Source organism: Amycolatopsis nalaikhensis (assembly GCF_030264295.1).
Lineage (GTDB): Bacteria > Actinomycetota > Actinomycetes > Mycobacteriales > Pseudonocardiaceae > Amycolatopsis > Amycolatopsis nalaikhensis.
This window is the reverse complement of sequence record NZ_CP127173.1, coordinates 2894288-2913204: the sequence shown is the minus strand read 5'-3', so window position 1 is coordinate 2913204 and position 18917 is coordinate 2894288. Positions and strand designations below refer to the sequence as shown.

At 69.1% G+C, this 18917-nt stretch carries 19 protein-coding genes; 13 read left to right on the top strand and 6 right to left on the bottom strand.

Annotation, left to right across the window (positions count from 1 at the left end; all coding sequences use genetic code 11):
• Positions 1-340: 340 nt before the first annotated feature.
• From pdhA to QP939_RS14370, 5 genes are all read left to right on the top strand, one after another.
• Entirely contained in the window at positions 341-1546 is a 1206-nt protein-coding gene (pdhA, locus tag QP939_RS14390; RefSeq protein WP_285457256.1) for a pyruvate dehydrogenase (acetyl-transferring) E1 component subunit alpha, read from the top strand.
• Entirely contained in the window at positions 1546-2538 is a 993-nt protein-coding gene (locus QP939_RS14385; RefSeq protein WP_285457255.1) for an alpha-ketoacid dehydrogenase subunit beta, read from the top strand. Before pdhA ends, QP939_RS14385 begins: the two co-directional genes overlap by 1 nt.
• Before the next feature lie 16 nt (positions 2539-2554).
• Complete coding sequence (locus QP939_RS14380) at positions 2555-3877, top strand: dihydrolipoamide acetyltransferase family protein (protein WP_285457254.1); 1323 nt, start codon at positions 2555-2557, stop codon at positions 3875-3877.
• A gap of 124 nt (positions 3878-4001) precedes the next feature.
• A complete protein-coding gene (locus tag QP939_RS14375; protein WP_285459748.1) occupies positions 4002-4595 on the top strand; it encodes a TetR/AcrR family transcriptional regulator in 594 nt (197 codons plus the stop codon).
• 20 nt (positions 4596-4615) lie between these two features.
• Positions 4616-6562, top strand: a complete 1947-nt coding sequence (locus QP939_RS14370) for an ABC transporter ATP-binding protein (protein WP_285459747.1) — start codon at positions 4616-4618, stop codon at positions 6560-6562.
• Here QP939_RS14370 and QP939_RS14365 read toward each other — a convergent pair.
• Positions 6519-7820: a hypothetical protein gene (locus QP939_RS14365; protein ID WP_285457253.1), complete on the bottom strand. Its 1302-nt coding sequence runs from the start codon at positions 7818-7820 to the stop codon at positions 6519-6521. The genes QP939_RS14370 and QP939_RS14365 overlap by 44 nt on opposite strands.
• 68 nt (positions 7821-7888) lie before the next feature.
• Between QP939_RS14365 and QP939_RS14360 the strand changes: the two genes are divergently transcribed.
• Entirely contained in the window at positions 7889-8359 is a 471-nt protein-coding gene (locus QP939_RS14360; protein ID WP_285457252.1) for an FxsA family protein, read from the top strand.
• Positions 8360-8431: 72 nt separating this feature from the next.
• Positions 8432-8806 carry a very short patch repair endonuclease gene (locus QP939_RS14355; RefSeq protein ID WP_285459746.1) on the top strand — a complete coding sequence of 125 codons (375 nt, stop codon included), beginning with the start codon at positions 8432-8434 and terminating at the stop codon, positions 8804-8806.
• Here QP939_RS14355 and QP939_RS14350 read toward each other — a convergent pair whose 3' ends face one another.
• The gene (locus QP939_RS14350; protein WP_285459745.1) at positions 8807-9358 is read right to left on the bottom strand and encodes an SCP2 sterol-binding domain-containing protein; all 552 of its coding nucleotides are present in this window, start codon (positions 9356-9358) and stop codon (positions 8807-8809) included.
• A 69-nt stretch (positions 9359-9427) separates the two neighbouring features.
• Entirely contained in the window at positions 9428-10090 is a 663-nt protein-coding gene (locus tag QP939_RS14345; protein WP_285457251.1) for an SCP2 sterol-binding domain-containing protein, read from the bottom strand.
• A 127-nt stretch (positions 10091-10217) separates the two neighbouring features.
• Between QP939_RS14345 and QP939_RS14340 the strand changes: the two genes are divergently transcribed.
• Positions 10218-10874, top strand: coding sequence for a TetR/AcrR family transcriptional regulator (locus tag QP939_RS14340; protein ID WP_285457250.1), 657 nt, complete (start codon positions 10218-10220; stop codon positions 10872-10874).
• On the opposite strand, the gene QP939_RS14335 is transcribed toward QP939_RS14340, so the two are convergent.
• Positions 10866-11714 (bottom strand): MaoC/PaaZ C-terminal domain-containing protein, encoded by an 849-nt coding sequence (locus tag QP939_RS14335; protein ID WP_285457249.1) that lies wholly within the window; start codon positions 11712-11714, stop codon positions 10866-10868. The two genes, QP939_RS14340 and QP939_RS14335, sit on opposite strands and share 9 nt — an antisense overlap.
• A gap of 2 nt (positions 11715-11716) precedes the next feature.
• Positions 11717-13051, bottom strand: coding sequence for a 3-oxoacyl-ACP reductase (locus QP939_RS14330; protein WP_285457248.1), 1335 nt, complete (start codon positions 13049-13051; stop codon positions 11717-11719).
• A 92-nt stretch (positions 13052-13143) separates the two neighbouring features.
• On the opposite strand from QP939_RS14330, the gene QP939_RS14325 reads away from it, so the two are divergent.
• Positions 13144-14433, top strand: coding sequence for an acetyl-CoA C-acetyltransferase (locus tag QP939_RS14325; protein WP_285457247.1), 1290 nt, complete (start codon positions 13144-13146; stop codon positions 14431-14433).
• Positions 14434-14496: 63 nt separating this feature from the next.
• On the opposite strand, the gene QP939_RS14320 is transcribed toward QP939_RS14325, so the two are convergent.
• Entirely contained in the window at positions 14497-15036 is a 540-nt protein-coding gene (locus QP939_RS14320) for a DoxX family membrane protein (protein ID WP_285457246.1), read from the bottom strand.
• A gap of 177 nt (positions 15037-15213) precedes the next feature.
• Here QP939_RS14320 and QP939_RS14315 point away from each other — a divergent pair, with 177 nt between their 5' ends.
• From QP939_RS14315 to QP939_RS14300, 4 genes are all read left to right on the top strand, one after another.
• On the top strand, positions 15214-15948 hold the full coding sequence (locus tag QP939_RS14315; RefSeq protein ID WP_285457245.1) for a MerR family transcriptional regulator: 735 nt from the start codon (positions 15214-15216) through the stop codon (positions 15946-15948).
• A gap of 130 nt (positions 15949-16078) precedes the next feature.
• Positions 16079-16981: an IS5 family transposase gene (locus QP939_RS14310; protein WP_285449251.1), complete on the top strand. Its 903-nt coding sequence runs from the start codon at positions 16079-16081 to the stop codon at positions 16979-16981.
• Between the two features lie 166 nt (positions 16982-17147).
• Positions 17148-18338, top strand: coding sequence for an ATP-binding protein (locus QP939_RS14305; RefSeq protein WP_285457243.1), 1191 nt, complete (start codon positions 17148-17150; stop codon positions 18336-18338).
• A 236-nt stretch (positions 18339-18574) separates the two neighbouring features.
• Entirely contained in the window at positions 18575-18724 is a 150-nt protein-coding gene (locus QP939_RS14300; RefSeq protein WP_167344411.1) for a hypothetical protein, read from the top strand.
• Positions 18725-18917 lie beyond the last annotated feature (193 nt).

Here is an 18917-nt window from a genome sequence, read left to right as displayed (position 1 = left end):
GTCACATCACAAGGTCGCCTACCCGTCGTGAGTGTTCAGGGCGGTTCTAACCGCCCTGAACACTCACGACCCTGGTGAGCGCTGCGACCGGCGACCGACCCTCGCAGGTCCGATGCTCGGGCTTCCTAACGTTTCCCCTGTTCAGGGCCCCTTTCTCAGCAACAAATCAGCATCCGTGACTCACCAAAGCGCGGGCCTTCGTGCCAGGATGTCCGCGTGAACCGTCAACGCCGACGGTGACTGAGCGCTTCGGAGACCCGATGCGCTGGTCCCCGCCGGTGCAGTCGCTGTGGTCGCCACAAGCGGCCGCCAGAGGCACCGACACCAAGGAGTACAGCGCATGCCGTCCGAACAGTGGACGCACCCGGAGCCTGGAGACGGCCCGGCCGCGGTCGCGGCCCAGCCCTCCCCCGAACAGGTGATCGCCGGATTGCGAGCAACCAGCGAAGGTGGCGCTGAGCTGACTCAGCTGCTCACCCCCGAGGGCGAACGGGTCCCCTCGCCCCAGTTCGACAAGTACGTCGAGGACATCGACGCCGAAGCGCTGCGCGGGTTGTACCGCGACATGGTGCTGGTGCGGCGGGCCGACCGCGAAGCGAACGCCATGCAGCGCCAGGGCCAGCTCGGCATCTGGGTCCCGCTGCTCGGCCAGGAAGCCGCGCAGATCGGCTCGGGCCGCGCCCTGAAGCCTAACGACATGGCGTTCCCCAGCTACCGCGAGCACGGCGTCGCGTACGCGCGCGGGGTCGACATGAAGGACCTGCTGGGCATCTTCCGGTGCACCGACCACAGCGGCTGGGACTACCAGCGCCACGGCTTCCACCCGTACACCATCGTGATCGGCAACCAGGTGCTCAACGCCGCCGGCTACGCGATGGGCCAGAAGTTCGAGGGCAAGGTCGGCGACGACGACGGCGAAGCGACGATCTGCTACTTCGGTGACGGCGCGACCTCGCAGGGCGACGTCCACGAAGGATTCGTCTGGGCCGCCGTCTACGACGCGCCGCTCGTCTTCTTCTGCCAGAACAACCAGTGGGCGATCTCCGAGCCGACCGAGCGCCAGTCGCGCCTGCCGCTGTACCAGCGCGCCCGCGGCTACGGCTTCCCCGGCATCCGCGTCGACGGCAATGACGTCCTCGCCTGCCTCGCGGTGTCCCGCTGGGCGCTCGACGAGTGCCGCCACGGCAACGGGCCCGTCCTGATCGAGGCGTTCACCTACCGGATGGACGCGCACACGACGACCGACGACCCCACCCGCTACCGGCTCTCCGACGAGCTGGAGGAGTGGAAGCTCAAGGACCCGATCGAGCGCGTCCGCGCGTTCCTCGCCCGCGGTGGCTACGCCGACCAGGCGTACTTCGACAGCGTCCAGGCCGACGCCGACGCGTTCGCCGCCGACCTGCGCGAGTACACGTTCAACATGCCGGAGCCGCCGCCGGACCGGATCTTTTCGAACGTCTACGCCGAGGGTAATCCCGTGTTGGAGGCGCAGCGCGAAGAGTTCCTGTCCTACCTCGACGGCTTCGTATCGGCGGGTGAGCACTGATGAGCGACATCCAGAAACTCACCATCGGCAAGGCGCTCAACCTCGGCCTGCGCCGCGCGATGGAAGAGGACCCGAAGGTCCTGATCATGGGCGAGGACGTCGGCAAGCTCGGCGGCGTCTTCCGGATCACCGACGGCCTGCAGAAGGACTTCGGCGAGCAGCGCGTGCTGGACACGCCGCTCGCGGAGTCCGGCATCATCGGCACCGCGGTCGGCCTGGCCGTGCGCGGGTTCCGGCCGGTGTGTGAAATCCAGTTCGAGGGCTTCATCTTCCCCGGCTTCGACCAGATCTCGTCGCAGCTGGCGAAACTGCACTACCGGACGCAGGGCAAGATCAAGATGCCGGTCGTGATCCGCGTGCCGTTCGGCGGCGGGATCGGCGCGGTCGAGCACCACTCGGAGTCGCCGGAGTCGCTGTTCGCGCACATCCCCGGCCTCAAGGTCGTGTCGATCTCGAACGCCGCCGACGCCTACTGGGGCATCCAGCAGGCGGTCAAGTCCGACGACCCGGTGCTGTTCTTCGAGCCGAAGCGGCTGTACCACTCGGGTGCGCTGCGCGCGGAGATCGACACGGACGCCTCGGCGCCGCAGGTGTTCTCCTCGCAGGTCGTGCGCGAAGGCACGACGGCGACGGTCGTCGCGTACGGCCCGTCGGTGAAGGTCGCGCTCGACGCGGCCGCCGCGGCCGAGGACGAGGGCCACTCGCTGGAGGTCATCGACCTGCGCACGCTCTCGCCGCTGGACCTCGGCCCGGTGTTCGAGTCGGTGCGCAAGACCGGACGGCTGATCGCGCTGTCGGAGGCGCCGTCCGAGTCGTCGCTGACGTCGGAGATCGCCGCGCGCGTCCAGCAGGAGTGCTTCTACTCGCTGGAAGCCCCCGTCCTCCGGGTGACCGGGTTCGACACGCCGTACCCGCCGGCCAAGCTCGAGGAGCACTACCTCCCCGACCTGGACCGGGTGCTGCACGCCGTCGACCGCTCGCTCGCCTGGTAAGGGGGATCTCCGCGCAATGCCTACGTACAAGCAATTCCCCTTGGCCGACACGGCGGAGGGGCTGACCGAAGCCGACATCCTGTCCTGGCACGTGAAGCCGGGCGACACGGTGGCGGTCAACCAGATCGTGGTCGAGATCGAGACCGCGAAGGCCGCTGTCGAGCTACCGATCCCGTGGGCCGGAGTGGTCACGGAGCTGCACGTCGAGCCGGGGCAGACGGTGGAGGTCGGCACGCCGATCCTCACCATCGACGTCGACCCGGACGGCGCCGCGGCGCCCGCTCCCGCCGCCACGCCCGCGCCTGCTTCCTCGGCTCCCGCCGAGGAAGAGGAGATGAAGCCGCTGGTCGGCTACGGCTCCAAGGCCGTCGTCACGCAGCGGCGGGCCCGGAAGGGCGCGGCTCCGGCTCCCGCTCCGGCCGCCGCTGTCGCCGCTCCTCCGGCTCCTGCTCCGGCTCCGGCCGCCCCGCGTGGTGGGTACGTCCCGCTGGCGAAGCCGCCGGTGCGGAAGCTGGCGAAGGACCTCGGCGTCGATCTGCACGCGCTCACCGGAACCGCGGACGGCGGCGTCATCACGCGTGAAGACGTCGAGCGCGCCGCCAACGGGACCCCGGTCGCCGCGCCCACTGTGGACAGTGGCACGCGCGAGCGGCGCGTGCCGATCAAGGGCGTCCGCAAGATGACCGCGGCGGCGATGGTGCAGAGCGCGTACACCGCTCCGCACGTCACGGAGTTCCTGACCATCGACGTCACGCCGATGATGGAGTTCCGCGAGAAGCTGAAGAAGTCGCGGGAGTTCGCCGGGATCAAGGTGACGCCGCTGACGTTCGCGGCGAAGGCCGTGTGCCTGGCGGCGAAGCGCACCCCGGACATCAACGCCGTCTGGGACGAAGAGGCGCAGGAGATCGTCTACAAGGACTACGTGCACCTCGGGATCGCCGCGGCGACGCCGCGCGGGCTGATCGTGCCGAAGATCCGCGACGCCGACTCGATGTCGCTGAAGGAGCTGGCGGAGTCGCTGACGCAGCTCACGGAGACGGCCCGGGCGGGCAAGACGACCCCGGCCGACATGGCCAACGGCACCTTCACGATCAGCAACATCGGGGTGTTCGGCATCGACACGGGCACGCCGATCATCAACCCGGGCGAGTCGGCGATCCTGGCCCTCGGCTCGATCCGCGACACGCCGTGGGTGGTGGACGGCGAGCTGCGGGTCCGCAAGGTGATGCAGCTGTCGCTGAGCTTCGACCACCGGGTGATCGACGGCCAGCAGGGTTCGGAGTTCCTGGCCGACGTCGGCGCCCTCCTGGCCGACCCGGCGATGGCGATGACGTACTGAGTTTTGCCAGGTGAGGGCCGCTTTCGGGCGGCCCTCACTTTTACCCGCTTGACGGAGTGAGTGCTCACTCCGCACACTGGACGGCATGACACCAGCACCCGAAACCCGGCGGAGAGCGCCGGGCATGAGCGTCGAAGCCCGGCGCGCCATGATCGTGCACGCGGTGCTGCCGCTCCTCATGGAGCACGGCGCGAACGTGACCACGAGTCAGATCGCCCGCGCCGCCGGCATCGGCGAGGGCACCATCTTCCGCGCGTTCAAGGACAAGGACGAGCTGTTCGACGCCTGCACGGCCGAGGCACTGCGGCCCGACCACGTGCTCGACGCGATCGCCGAAATCCCGATCGACCAGCCGCTGGAAGACCGGCTCGTCGAGGCCGCCGAGGCGCTCGGCGCGCACCTCGAGCGGATGGGGGCGCTGATGGGCGCCCTGCACGCGTCCGGCAGGCACAAGCACCGCGGCGACCCCGAGCAGCGCCTGAAGGATCAGCGCGGCACCTGGAAGGGCGGCCGCCGCGAGTCGATGGCGGCCATGCGCGGGGCGATCGTCGAGCTGTTCGTCCCCGAGAAGGACCGGCTGCGCCTGCCGCCCGAGCAGCTGGCGGCGCTCTTCCTCACGATGCTGTTCGGCGGACGGCGGCTCGCGCCGGACGTCGACGCGCCGACCACGCGCCAGGTGGTCGACGTCTTCCTGCACGGCGCCGTGGAGGCCGGATGATCCCGGGCGGTGGGGGCGGCATGGAGTTCATGCTGGCCCGGCGCGGGCGGCGGCGGCACGCCGTCACGGTGCCCGAAAGCGGGCTCACGGGACCGGTCGACATCCCCGAGCCGAAGCAGGACGACCAGCCCAAAGACCTGCGCTCGCGGCTGAAGCGCGCGAAGACGTCCGTCGCCGGGACGGTCCGCGGCCTGCCGAAGGTCGTGAAGCTGACGTGGCAGGCCAGCCCGGTCCTGACGATCCTGTTGGCCCTGATCACGCTGTTGTCGGGGCTCTTGCCGACGGTGACCGCGTACGTCGCGAAGCTGCTGCTGGACTCGGTCGTCGCGGCGATCCAGGGCAAGGGGACGACCGGCGACATCGTGAACGTCGCGCTGTTCCAGTTCGGCGTGCTCGCGGCGACGGCGATCAGCAGCGCGTTGACGTCGATCGCGCAGTCGCTGCTGCAGGAACGCATGACGCTGACGATCCGCCACCAGGTGATGGCGCACGCGAGTGAGCTGCACCTGGCGTACTTCGAGGGTTCGACGTCGTACGACATGCTGCGCCAGGCGGCGCAGGAGGCCCCGACGCGCCCGCTGTCGATGATGAACTCGGCGTTGGGCCTGGTGCGGACGCTGATCACGTTCGGCAGCATGATCGCGCTGCTCGTCGCGATCAGCCCGCTGCTGGCGCTGGTCGCGCTGGTGGCACCGATCCCGGCGTTCATCTCGCAGTCGAAGTACGGCTCGCGCGCGTTCTGGCTGACGTTCCTGATGTCGCCGATCAAGCGGCGGATGGACTATCTGTCCTCTTTGGTCACGACGGACACGTACGCCAAGGAGACGAAGCTGTTCGGGCTGGGCCCGTACTTCGTCGACCGGTTCCGGCGGCTGGGCACCGTGTCCTACGAGCGGCAGCGGAAGCTGACGATCAACCGCAACATCAGCTCGACGTCTTGGGGGCTGCTGAGCACGTTCGCGGGGTCGGCGATCGCGCTGTACATCGCGCTGCAGGCGGTCGGTGGCCGGCTCACGCTCGGCGACCTGGCGCTGTACACGGCCGCGGCGACGTCGGTGCAGACGTCCGTGTCGGGGCTGTTCACGGCGTTCTCGGGGATGTACGAGAACAACCTGTACCTGGACACGTTGTACCGGTTCCTGGGCACGAAGCCGGAGATCACGGCACCCGCGTCGCCACGCGCGTTCCCGTCCACGGTGGAGGGACACATCGAGTTCGACGCGGTGACGTTCAGCTACCCGGGCTCGGACGAGCCCGCGCTGGACAACGTCAGCTTCGAGATTCGCCCCGGCGAGACGGTGGCGGTGGTGGGCCGCAACGGAGCGGGCAAGTCGACGCTGTTCAAGCTCCTGTGCCGGTTGTACGACCCGACAGGCGGCCGCATCCGCCTCGACGGCGTCGACATCCGCGAGTACGACCCGGTGGAGCTGCGGAAGCGGATCAGCGCGATGTTCCAGGACTACGTGACGTACCAGGGAACGGCGGCGGAGAACATCGGCTTGGGCGACCTGTCCCGCCTGGAGGACCGGCCGCACATCGAGAATTCGGCCCGCCGAGCGGGCGCGGACGAGCGCATCGAGCGGCTGCCACAGGGCTACGACAGCCCGTTGGGAAGGTGGTTCGACCAGGGCGTTTCGCTGTCCGGCGGCGAGTGGCAGAAGATCGCTTTGGCGCGGGCGTTCCAGCGCGAGGCACCGATCTTGATACTGGACGAGCCGACATCGGCGTTGGACGCGCAGGCCGAGCACGACCTGTTCTCGCGGCTGCGCTCATTGTCCGAAGGCCGGACGACGTTGTACATCTCGCACCGGTTCTCGACCGTGCGGCAGGCCGAGCGGATCCTGTTGCTGGACCATGGGAAGGTCGCCGAGTACGGGACGCACGAGGAGCTGATGGCCGCGAAGGCCGGGTACGCGGAGCTGTTCACGCTGCAGGCTCAGGCGTACCTGGACGAGGTGCCCGGCTAAGCAGCGAGGTGCCGCCGCGCAGCTCGTTGCCCGGCCACTGCACTTCCTCGGCCGGACCGGCGACGGTCACGGTGTCGAGCACGCAATCCGCGAGCTTGACGCCGTGCCCGCCCCGGCTCAGGTCGATCCGGCACCGTTCGAACCGGCAGTTCTCCACGAGCACCGGCACCAGGGAAGACGGCTGGTCGTCGAGACCGATCGAGAGGTCGAGCTCGAGGTCGGCGAAGTCGCACCGGTCGAACACCAGCCGGCCGAAGGCGAAGTCCAGGTTCGAGAAGTCGACCCGGGGCGCCGCGAACCGGCAGCGGAAGAAGGCCACCGACGAGGACTGCAGGTATCCGTCGGCGAAGTCCACCTTGTCGCCGGTGAACTCGGCGCCGACGAACTCGGCTTTGCCGCCGGTGACGGTCATGCCGCCAAAGGTCGTTTCGGCCGCGGAGAACCGGGTGCCGTGAAAGCTCAGCTTCCCGAACTCGGCGCCGGCGAACGAAGCGATCCCACCGACGAACTCCGCGCCGTCGAACAGGACCTCACCGCTGAATTCGCGGCGCGCGAAGTCGGCGTTCTCGATCGTCACGCCGGTGAAGTCGAAGTCGAGCGCGGACCAGGACAGTTTCCCGCTCCGGCGGGTGCGGTCGCGGATCACGCGCAGGATCGCCTCTCGCACTTCGGCCTCACCGTCGGCTTCGCGGGTGATCCGGAGGTAGCCGCACAGGACGTCGACGCAGACCTGGCGCTTGTCGGCCCAGTCGTCGGCCAGGCCGGCCATCGCGTAGACGCCGGCGAGCCGGACGGCGGCGTTGTCGTTGGCGAGCTGCTCGGCCGCGCTGCCGAACCGTTCGTTGAACTTCTGGACCGCTTCGCGTTCGGCGCGCTGAACGGCCAGGTCATGCTCGTCTTCGGCGACCCGCTGCTTCCGGTAGTTCACGGCGAGCAGCACGACACCACCGAACCCGGCGACGACGGAGAGGGCGATCTTCAGCAGGTCGAGCACCTGGGAGACGTCGAACTGCCCGGCACTCGGCAGCCGCGGCCAGCCGAGGAACCAGAGCAGGCCACCCCCGGCCACCCCGGCGACGAGCAGGGCGACGACGAGCCAGCCGAGGACCGAGGCGACCATGCCGCGCCGCTTCGCCGTCCGCTGCGGAAGGGTCCAGGTGACCCCGGGAAACCCCCGCCGACGCCGCCCTCGCGTGACGATCAGCAGGGCTAAGACCAGGCACAACGCGATGAGCAGCCAGCGGAGCCAGTCGGACACGAGGGGTGAGACTAGCCGGTGCACCGAGGGCACGGGAGCAAATCGGACAGGTCGTTCGTTGTGCGGGTATGGCTGTCGCGTTCCTGCTTTACGTCTTCGCCGAGATCGCCGCGATCTGGGCGGTCGGTTCGGCGGTCGGCGTGCTCGGCACGCTGGGCCTCCTGCTGGCCGGCGCGTTCCTGGGGTCTTGGCTCGCCCGTCGCGAGGGCGGCAAGGCGATGCGGGCGTTCCTCTCGGCGGCCCGGGCCGGGCAGCCCGCGGAGAAGGAACTCACCGACGGGATGCTCGTCGGCCTTGGTGGGGTGTTGATCCTCGTGCCGGGGTTCGTCAGTGACGTCCTCGGGTTGCTGCTGATGCTGCCGCCGTCGCGGGCTGTGGTTCGTCGGTGGTGGTTGAAGCGGGTGGAGAAGCGAGCAATTCGGTTCGCCAACCAGCGTCGCGGGCCGGTGATGGTGGTGGACAGCGAGGTCGTCTCTTCGGACGAGCCTCAGCGGCGGGACCAGCCGACGGTGATCGAGGGACGCGTCATCGAGGGCTGAGCGGTTCACCTAGGCCGGGGCCACAATGAGCGCGTGGAGCGTCTGAAAACCACGTCCGCCGTGAGCCTCCGGATGAGCAAGCAGAAGTCTCGGAACACCGGGATCGAGATGGCCCTGCGCCAAGTCCTCCACCGCGCCGGGTTCCGCTACCGGGTGCACCGCAGGCCGATCAAAGGCGTGCGACGCGAGGCCGACCTGGTCTTCGGACCGGCCCGTGTGGCGGTCTTCGTGGACGGCTGCTTTTGGCACGGCTGTCCGGAGCACGCCACCTGGCCCAAGAACAACGCGGACTTCTGGCGGGACAAGATCGAAACGAACCGCAAACGCGACGCCGACACCGACGCCCGGCTTCAGGAGGCGGGCTGGCTTCCGCTCCGGATCTGGGAGCACGAGACCGTCGACGTGGCTGCGGACCGGGTCATCACCGCTGTCCGCGAACGCCGCTGACTAATCGCTCGTCGGCTTGGGGATGTCGAAGTAGCTGGAGAACCGCACCGCCGGGGCGTACTCGCCCTTCACCTTCACCCGGCCCGTCACGAACATCGCCGCCACCGCCGCATTGCCCGTTGCCATGCGGATGAAGTCGTCCACCGACAACGTGATCGTTGTGTCCGGGCTGCGGGACAGGTCTGCCGAGGAAACGCACACGCCGTCCTCGATCACCGTCTGGAAACGGTCGTAGCCGTCCTCTCCGCTTCCTTCCGAAAAGCGCCAAGAAACCACGAAGTCCACGTGACGCGCCCGGTGCGGCACGAAATGCTCGGACATTCGGCGGAATATCTCGTCCAAGAACACCGCGCGCAACTCGGGGTGCTCCGCGATCGCCTTCAGCTGCTCGCGGGACGCCCGGCGCACCACGTCCACCAGCACGTCCGTCGACAGGGAGCTCAGCTCGATGCCCGCTCCCGCTTCGCCGAGCATGTGCAGGGTTTCCAGTACCTGGATGAACTGCGCCGGCGTCAGGTTGCCGATGACGAGCTTCTCCGCGAACGCGTTCACCACGTGGGTGCCGCGGACACTTCGGGGCCGGGAAAGGCGCCACTTCGCTTTTCGGGGCACACCGACGGACTATACGGGGTGCGGGAGGTCGAAGTAGCCGATCAAGCCCGCCGCGAACGCCAAATCACCCTTGACCTTGATTCTTCCCGTGACGAACAACACCGCCGGCGTGGCCTGGTGGGTGATCAACCGGAAGAAGTCCGCCGGGGCGATGGTGATCGTGACTCGCGGTGCCGCGTGCATCTCGCGGCTCACCGTGCACGATCCGTGGGAGATCACCGTCTCGTAGCGGTCGTAGCCGCCTTCGCCGATTCCGCCCGACAGGCGCCAGTGGACCACCGCGTGCAGGTCGCGGGCCCGGTCCGGCCGGATGTGCGCGCCCATGCGGGCGAAGATCTCGTCCAGTACCCGCTCGCGCAGGGGCCGCTCCGCGACGACGCTCTCCAGTTGGGCGCGCGATGCCGACGACACCAGGGACGCGAACCGTGCCGGGTCAACCTTGCTCAGGTCGAACGCCGGGGCGCGCGTGGCCAGCGTGAGCAGTGCCTTCAAGAAGCGGCGGAAGTCGTCCTTGCCGAGGTCGCGGGGGCTCACCGCGTCCGCGAGCGCGTTGACGTCGAGGGCGTGTGCCTCGGGGCTGAGCGGGTCGAGGCGCTCCAGCGCGTCGAGCAGCGCCGCCCCACGGAGGTCCGCGACCTGATCGGCGCTGGTCATCCCGGCGTTGTCGGCCATGGTCACCTTCTCTCCAGTTACTCAAGCGTAAGGCTACCCGCCAGTAGGTAAGGCGGCAAGCGTGCCGAAATCACCCTGCCGTGGTGGCGCCCGGTACCGTCTCCGGGCAGCAACAGGGAGGTCCAGCGTGTCAGAGGATGATCAGCGCCCGCCCGAGCGGGCCCGGCGGCTTCCGCGCGCCGTGCGCGAGCGGCAGATCCTGGACGCCGCCGTCCAGGTCTTCTCGCGCCACGGCTACCACGCGGCCTCGATGGACGAGATCTCCGACGTCGCCGGCGTCTCGAAGCCGATGATCTACACCTACCTCGGCTCGAAAGAAGACCTCTTCGGCGCCTGCATCCGCCGCGAGGCGACGCGGCTGCTCGAGGCCATCCAGGCCGGCGTGCAGCCCGACCTCCCGCCCGACATGCAGCTCTGGCACGGGCTCCGGTCCTTCTACCGCTTCGTCGCCGAGTACCGCGAGTCGTGGACGGTGCTGCACCGCCAGGCCCTCACCGTCGGCGGGGCGTTCGCCGCGGAGATCACCGACATGCGGGCGCGCGCGATCCAGCTCGTCGCCGCCCTCGTCGTGTCCGCCGGGACCCGCAAGGGCGTCGGCGAGCAGGCCGAGTTCTCCGGCGAAGGCCTGGCCGCGTCGCTGGTCGGGGCGGCCGAGTCGCTGGCCGACTGGGCCCTCGACCACCCCGACATCTCCGACGGCGTCCTCGCCTCCTGGCTGATGAACCTCGTCTGGCTCGGCTTCAACGACCTCATCGAGGGCGAGGTCTGGAAGCCGTCAGAGTGAGCTGATCGTCCCCTCGAGGTGGGGCTTCGGCTTGGACGCGTGCCACAGCTCGAAGGCCCAGCCGTCGCCGTCGGCCCACGACGTGAACGCCGCCTTGCCCGGCAGGAGCACCGGCTGCTTGAACTTCACGTCCACGGTGAACGCCTCCGGGAGCCGCCCTTCGAACGCCGCCAGCGCGTGGGCCTTCGTCCACATGCCGTGCGCGATCGCCTGCGGGAAGCCGAACAAGCGCGCCGTCAGCGCGTGCAGGTGGATCGGGTTGCGGTCGCCGGACACCTCCGCGTACCGGCGCCCGATGTCGCCCGGGACGCGCCAGATCGCGTCCGGCTTCGGCGGCGCGAGCTGCTCTCGCCGCGAAGGGGCCCCCGAGCCGGAGCCGCGACGCAGGTACGTGCTGACGTCCGTCCACACCGTCTCGTCGCCGACCTGGGCTTCGCTCACGACGTCGAACTGACGGCCCTTTTCGTGCGGGCGCAGGTTCTCCGCGCGCACCCGGACCGTCAGCGCCTCGCCGAGGCGCAACGCGCGGTGCTGGGTGATCCGGTTCGCCACGTGCACCATGCCGAGCAGCGGGAACGGGAAGCCCGGCTCGGTCATCAACGCCATCTGCAGCGGGAACGCCAGCATGTGCGGGTAGGTCGCGGGCAGCTCGTCGCTCAGCCGGAAGCCGCACACCGTGTTGTACGCGGCGAGGTGCGCCGGGTCGACGGTGACGCCCGTGCGCACCAGCTCCGTGTCCGGCAGCGCGCCACCGGACGGCTTGTGCAGCACGCCGCCGAGCAGCGCCTTCGGGTACAAAGTGGACAGACTGGGCGTGCTGTCCAGTTCGCGGATCGCCATCGTCACGCTCCCAGCAGGGCCTGGCCGCAGACGCGGACCACGTTGCCGTTCACCGCGGCCGACGCCGGGTTCGCGTACCAGGCGATCGTCTCGGCGACATCGACTGGCAGCCCGCCCTGGCCGAGGCTGGACAGCCGCCGCCCGGCTTCGCGGATGAACAGCGGGACCGCGGCCGTCATCTTGGTCTCGATGAACCCGGGCGCGACGGCGTTGATCGTGCCGCCGTACGCCGCGAGCTGCGGCGCGCCGACGTTCACCATGCCGATCACGCCCGCCTTCGAGGTCGCGTAGTTCGTCTGGCCGACGTTGCCCGCGATGCCCGCGATCGACGAGACGCCGATGATCCGGCCGTTCTCGTTCAACACGCGATCGGCGAGCAGCTTGTCGTTCACGGCGAGCTGCGAGGCGAGGTTCACCGCGATCACGGAGTCCCACGCGCTCTCGCTCATGTTGCCCAGCGTCTTGTCGCGGGTAATCCCGGCGTTGTGGACAACGACGTCGACGCCGCCGTGACGCTCCTTCAGGTACTCCGCGAGCTTCGCGGGCGCGCTCGGCGAAGTGATGTCGAGCTGCAGCGCGGACCCGTTGATCTTGTTGGCCACCTTCGACAGGTCACCGCCCTGGGCCGGGATGTCGAGGGCGACGACGTGGGCGCCGTCGCGGGCCAGCACCTCGGCGATCGCCGCGCCGATGCCGCGGGACGCGCCGGTGACCAGCGCGACCTTCCCTTCGAGGGGCTTCTCCCAGTTCGACGGCGCGGTCGCCGTCTTGCCTTCGGTGCCGATCCGGATCACCTGCGCGTCGACGAACGCCGACTTCGCCGAGAGCAGGAAGCGCACCGTCGACTCCGTCGCCTCTTCGGCGCCGTCGGCGACGTACACGAGCTGGGCGGTCGCGCCGCGCTTCAGCTCCTTGCCCACCGAACGCACGAAGCCCTCGAGCGCGCGCTGCGCGATCCGCTCGCGGCCCTCGACCTGCTCGGGCGGGGTGCCGAAGACGACGACCCGGCCGGACGGGCCGACGCTGCGGATCACCGGGTGGAAGAAGTCGTAGACCTCGCGCAGGCGGGCGGGGTCGGTGATGCCCGTGGCGTCGAAGACCAGGGCGGCGTGGCGGTCCGCGGCCGAGGTGACGACCTCGATGCCGGCGTCGGCCATCTGGTCCCGAAGGGTCTTCTCGAGCCGTCCACCAGGCGCGGCGCCGAGAAGTGCGGGACCCTCGAGGGCGGGTTGCCCGGGCTTGTACCGGCGCAGCGTGGCGGGATTGGGCAGGCCGAGCTTCGGCACCACGAACTTCCCCAGCGGGGTTTTCGTGAACTGCTGGTACCTGTCAGCCATCGGTTGCCTCCCGTGCAGTCTGCGTCACGTCGCAGTCTAACCTACTCCCGAGTAGGTTACAGTGTGAGAGACACGACCAGAGAGGTGGAGACATGCCCCCCAGGAAAACGCCCTCCGTGCGCAAGGTCGCCATCATCGGGGGCAACCGGATCCCCTTCGCGCGGTCGAACGGTCCGTACGCGAAGGCGTCGAACCAGGACATGTTCACCGCCGCGCTCGACGGCCTGGTCAGCCGGTTCTCGCTGCAGGGAGAGGTGATCGGCGAGGTCGCCGCGGGCGCCGTGCTCAAGCACTCGAAGGACTTCAACCTGGCCCGCGAGAGCGTGCTGGGCAGCAAGCTTTCGCCCGCCACCCCCGCGGCCGACGTCCAGATGGCGTGCGGCACCGGCCTGCAGGCCATCATCAACGTCGCCAACAAGATCGCGCTCGGTCAGATCGACTCGGCCATCGCCGGCGGCGTCGACACCACGAGCGACGCGCCGCTGGCCGTCAACGAGGACCTGCGGCAGATCCTCATCCAGCTCAACGCCGCGAAGTCGCTCGGCGACCGGCTCAAGCTCGTCGCGAAGATCCGGCCGGGACACATCGTGCCGGCGATCCCGCGCAACGAGGAGCCGCGCACCGGCCTCTCGATGGGCGAGCACGCGGCGCTCACCGCGAAGGTCTGGGAGATCACCCGCGAGGCGCAGGACGAGCTGGCCGCCGCCAGCCACCAGCACCTCGCCGCCGCCTACGAGCGCGGGTTCTTCGACGACCTCGTGACGCCGTTCCTCAAGCTCACGCGCGACCAGAACCTGCGGCCGGACTCGACCGCGGAGAAGCTCGCCAAGCTCAAGCCGGCCTTCGGCGGCCCCGACGGCACGATGACGGCGGGCAACTCGACGCCGCTGACCGACGGCGCGTCGACGGTCCTGCTCGCCACCGACGAGTGGGCGAAGGCGCACAAGCTGCCGGTGCTGGCGTACCTGACGTTCTCGCAGACCGCGGCCGTCGACTACGTCCACGGCGACGAGGGCCTGCTGATGGCGCCCGCGTACGCCGTGCCGCGGATGCTCGCGCGGGCTGGGCTTTCACTGCAGGACTTCGACTTCTACGAGATCCACGAGGCGTTCGCCTCGCAGGTGCTGGCCACGCTCAAAGCGTGGGAGGACCCGGCGTTCGCCAAGGAGAAGCTGGAGCTGGACGCGCCGCTCGGCGCGATCGACCGCTCGAAGCTGAACGTCAACGGCTCGTCGCTGGCGGCCGGGCACCCGTTCGCCGCGACCGGCGGCCGGATCGTCGCGACGCTGGCGAAGCTGCTGCACGAGAAGGGGTCCGGCCGCGGCCTGATCTCGATCTGCGCGGCGGGCGGCCAGGGCGTCACCGCGATCCTGGAGAAGTAACTTTCGTACCGAAAGTGCCGCCTCGGGGTCCCCGGGGCGGCACTTTCGGTATGAAAGTGGCGGTTAGTGGGGGAGAGCCTTCTCGGCGCGCCTCGCGAGCTTCTTCGCGCGCTTCTCGGCCTTGCGCCCCAGCTTCTCGGCGGTGTGGCCGACGTCCTTCGCGGCGTGCCGCGCGCGCCAGGCCGCCGACGGCTTCCCGGCCGTGTCGCTGACCGCGAGCAGCAGGCCACCGGCCACGCTCGCGTTCTTGAAGAACTGGATCTGCTGCTGCTGGCGCTCGCCCGGGTCCTTGATGGTCCAGAAGCTGTGCGCGGCGAGCGTCGTCGGCACGAGGCTGCCGAGCAGGAGCCCGGCCGCGAGCCGCGGCGCCTTGCCGGCCGCGAGCGCGAGCCCGGCGCCGATCTTCACGGCGGCGTCGATGCGGATGATCGTCACCGGGTCGCGCGGGACCTGCTCCGGGACGACGTCGCCGACCTTGTCGAACGCGCTGTTGAGAAAGGGCTCCGCCGCCTTCGCGTGCCCTTCGGCCTGCCTCAGCGCATTGATCCCGCCGGTCACGAAGATCGTGGCGAGCAGGGGACGTGCCACTCGACGGAGTATCACGGTCGTTGCCTTCCTCGTACGGGCCGCTGCCTGGTCGAACCTAGCGCTTGGATGCCCGCTCCGCCGCCGCTCGAACCCTCATCGGGGTTTCTCCGCGAATATTGTGATTTCTCTAGAGAGAACTAGAGAACGTTAGCGCTTGACCTTGACGTTGCGTCAACTTCTATGGTCGAAGCCATGGAGTGGTCGATCCAGGACATCGCCCGCTCGGCCGGGACGACGAGCCGGACGCTGCGCCACTACGGCGCGGTCGGCCTGCTCGAGCCCAGCCGGATCGGCAGCAACGGCTACCGCTACTACGACGAGCAGGCGCTCGTCCGGCTGCAGCGGATCCTGTTGCTGCGCGAGCTCGGCCTCGGGCTCCCGGCCATCGCGGAGGTGCTCGACGGGCAGCGCGACAGCGCGGCCGCGCTCGAAACCCACCTGGAGCTGCTCGAACAGGAGCGGCAGCGGATCGGACGGCAGATCGAGTCGGTCCGGACCACGTTGCGGAAACTGAAGGGAGGTGAACGACTGATGGCAGAAGAAGTCTTCGACGGCTTCGACCACACTCAGTACGAAGAGGAGGTCACGCGCCGCTGGGGCGCGGAGGCGTACCGGCGGGGTGACCAGTGGTGGAGCTCGCTGTCGGCCGAGGAGAAGAAGGCCCACCAGCAGGAGCAGGCGGACATCGCGGCGGCGTTCGGCGCAGCCCACGCTTCCGGATTGGCGCCGGACGCCGACGAGGTCCAGGCGATCGCGCGGCGGCTGCACGAGTGGCTGCGACCGGCGGTTTCGTCCGTGTCCGCGGGGTACTTCGCGGGGCTCGGGCAGCTTTACGTGGACGATCCGCGCTACGGGTTCGAGGGTCCGGGGGCGGAGTTCGTGCGGGATGCGATGAAGATCTACGCCGAACGGAACCTCAGCGACTAGAGCCTGTTTTGATGTGCTGACCAGCGGAGTTTCTGGCCGGCGTTGTGGGTGCGGCGTGTCTTGGATCAAATAGACGAGGTCTCCGGTAGACCGATCAACGACCAAGCTGATCAAGAACACCGGAGACCTCGTGCCCAGCGTAGCGGCGGCGGGGCGAGCCGATCTGACTGACGCGCAGTGGGCGATCCTGGAACCGCTGCTGCCCGTCGGTAAGAAGCCCGGCCGCCCGCCACTGTGGAGTAAACGCCAGCTCCTGGACGGCATCCGCTGGCGGGTCCGTGTCGGCTCGCCGTGGCGTGACGTCCCACCCGAGTATGGCTGCTGGCAAACCGTCTATGGCTTGTTCCGGCGCTGGCAGCGCGCCGGTGTGTGGGCGCTGATCCTGGCCGGGTTGCAGACCCGGGCCGACGCCGCCGGGCTGATCACCTGGGACGTGAGCGTGGATTCCACGATCAACCGGGCGCACCAGCACGCAGCAGGTGCCCGCATCGAGTGTGACCTGCAGAAAGAACCGCCAGGCGGTATCGGCGAGCCCGAACCAGCCGACCACGCGCTGGGCCGGTCGCGGGGAGGCTGGACGACCAAGCTGCACCTGGCCACCGAGCAAGGCCAGAAACCACTGTCGTTGCTGGTGACCGCCGGTCAACGCGGTGACTCGCCGCAGTTCGAGGCGGTGCTGGCAAGGGTCCGGGTCGCCCGGATTGGTGGTGGGCGAGCCCGGACCCGGCCGGATCGTGTCCTGGCGGACAAGGCCTACAGTTCCCGCGCCAACCGGGCCTATCTGCGGCGGCGCGGGATCGCGTGCACGATTCCCCAGCCTTCTGATCAGGTCCGGCATCGCCGCAACCGCGGCCGGGCCGGTGGGCGACCACCAGCATTTGACCCAGAGATCTACAAGCAACGGCATGCGGTCGAGTGCGGCATCAACCGGCTCAAACGCAACCGGGCGGTGGCCACACGGTTCGACAAACTCGCAGTCCGCTACGAGGCAACCGTCCACATCGCGGCGATCAACGAGTGGCTACGACATTGAAACAGGCTCTAGTGCTACGTCGTAGTGCGCGCTGGGGGTAGGGACGAGCAGGGCTGCAGACCTGTTCGTCTCTATGTACGGCCATCCGGTCGAACCTCGGCGACACGCGCTAGCCGTCTATGGCGGAATATCGGGCCCGCGCTAGATACGTCGATAGCGTGGCAGAGTGGACCCCATCCGCAACCCCTTCGCGCCGGGCGCCGGGCAACGGCCGCCTGAGCTGGCTGGGCGTGAGCGTGAGCTCAAGGCCTTCGAAGTGGTGCTGGAGCGTGTTGCGCGGGGGAGACCCGAACGCAGTCTCGTCCTCACCGGGCTTCGGGGGGTCGGTAAGACCGTGCTCCTCGGGGAGCTGCGGGCGATGGCCGTGCGGCACAAGTGGGGTGCCGGGAAGATCGAAGCGCGGCCCGACGCCGAACTGCGGCGGCCACTGTCCGCCGCGCTGCACCGGGCCATCCGGGACCTCGCCGTGCGGCACCGGGCTCCCGATCGGGTCGAAGAGGTGCTCGGGGTGCTCAAGGCCTTCGCGCTGCGGGCCAACAAGCCCGACGCCAAGCTCCGCGACCGGTGGCAGCCGGGCATCGACGTGCCCGCCGCGCAAGGGCGGGCCGACTCCGGGGACATCGAGATCGACCTCGTCGAACTCTTCACCGACGTCGCCGAGCTCGCCGCGGACGTCGGGACCGGCGTCGCGCTGCTCATCGACGAGATCCAGGACCTGCAGCCCGACGACGTCTCCGCGCTCTGCGCCGCCTGTCATGAGCTCTCGCAGTCCGGGGCGCCGCTCGTCGTCGTCGGCGCCGGGCTGCCGCACGTGCCCGCCGTGCTCTCGGCGTCGAAGTCCTACTCCGAGCGGCTCTTCCGGTACGCGCGGATCGACCGGCTCGACCGCGAGGACGCCGACTACGCCGTGATGGCACCCATCGAACGCGAGGACGCCGGCATCGAACCCGAAGCCCTCGACGCCCTCTTCGACGCCTCCGGTGGCTACCCCTACTTCATCCAGGCCTACGGCAAGGCGGCCTGGGACGCGGCGCCGTCCGACCCGATCACCGTCAAGGACGTCCAGGTCGCCGCGCCCGAAGCCGAGGCCGAGCTCGCCGTCGGGTTCTTCGGCTCGCGCTACGACCGGGCGACGCCCGCCGAGCGCGAGTACCTGCTCGCGATGGCCGAGCTGACCCAGGGCCGCGACGAGCCCGCAGGCACCGCCGACGTCGCCGTCTTCCTCGGGCGGAAGCCGTCTTCGCTGTCGCCCGCCCGCGACAGCCTGATGAAGAAGGGCCTCGTCTACTCCGCCGAGCGGGGGCAGATCGCCTTCACCGTGCCGCACTTCGGCCACTACCTGCTCGGCCGCGACTGATCCCTATCCGCGTTACTAAGGCTCTCTAGCTCACGGGCTAGAGAGCCTTATACATCTATAGCGGGTTGCCTCGTCGTGACCGCCACCACCTTAGCCTCTCCGGCCCATACCCAAATCTGCCGATGATTCATCGGCAAGTGCGCCACGTCACCGGATATTCGTTGGCATCCTTGTGAAAAAAGGTGCATACTAGAAGCACAAGCCACCGAGACCCTCCGAAGGGGATGCAGAAACCGATGAACAACATCGCCGCCAAGCTCCGTGCCCGTCGCGCCGAGGCTCGCACTCGCCGGGCGCTGAACCGGGCGATCGACACCGCCGCCACCGCGACGGTCCGTCAGGAACTCATCGCGATCGCGCAGGCTCGCTCGGGCTACATGCGCTGATCTCTCACCCCGTGGCGGTCGCCCATTCGAGTGACCTATGCCACATAGTGCTCATGGTGTAACGCGACGCGAAGTGGCGTCGATACCCCTTACGACCCCGTGATGCTGGCGGACCCCCGACCTGGCAGCATCGCGGGGTTTCCCATGTTCAGGGGCACTCCGAAATGACTTGCGGCCGCCGAGCCGTCGCGTA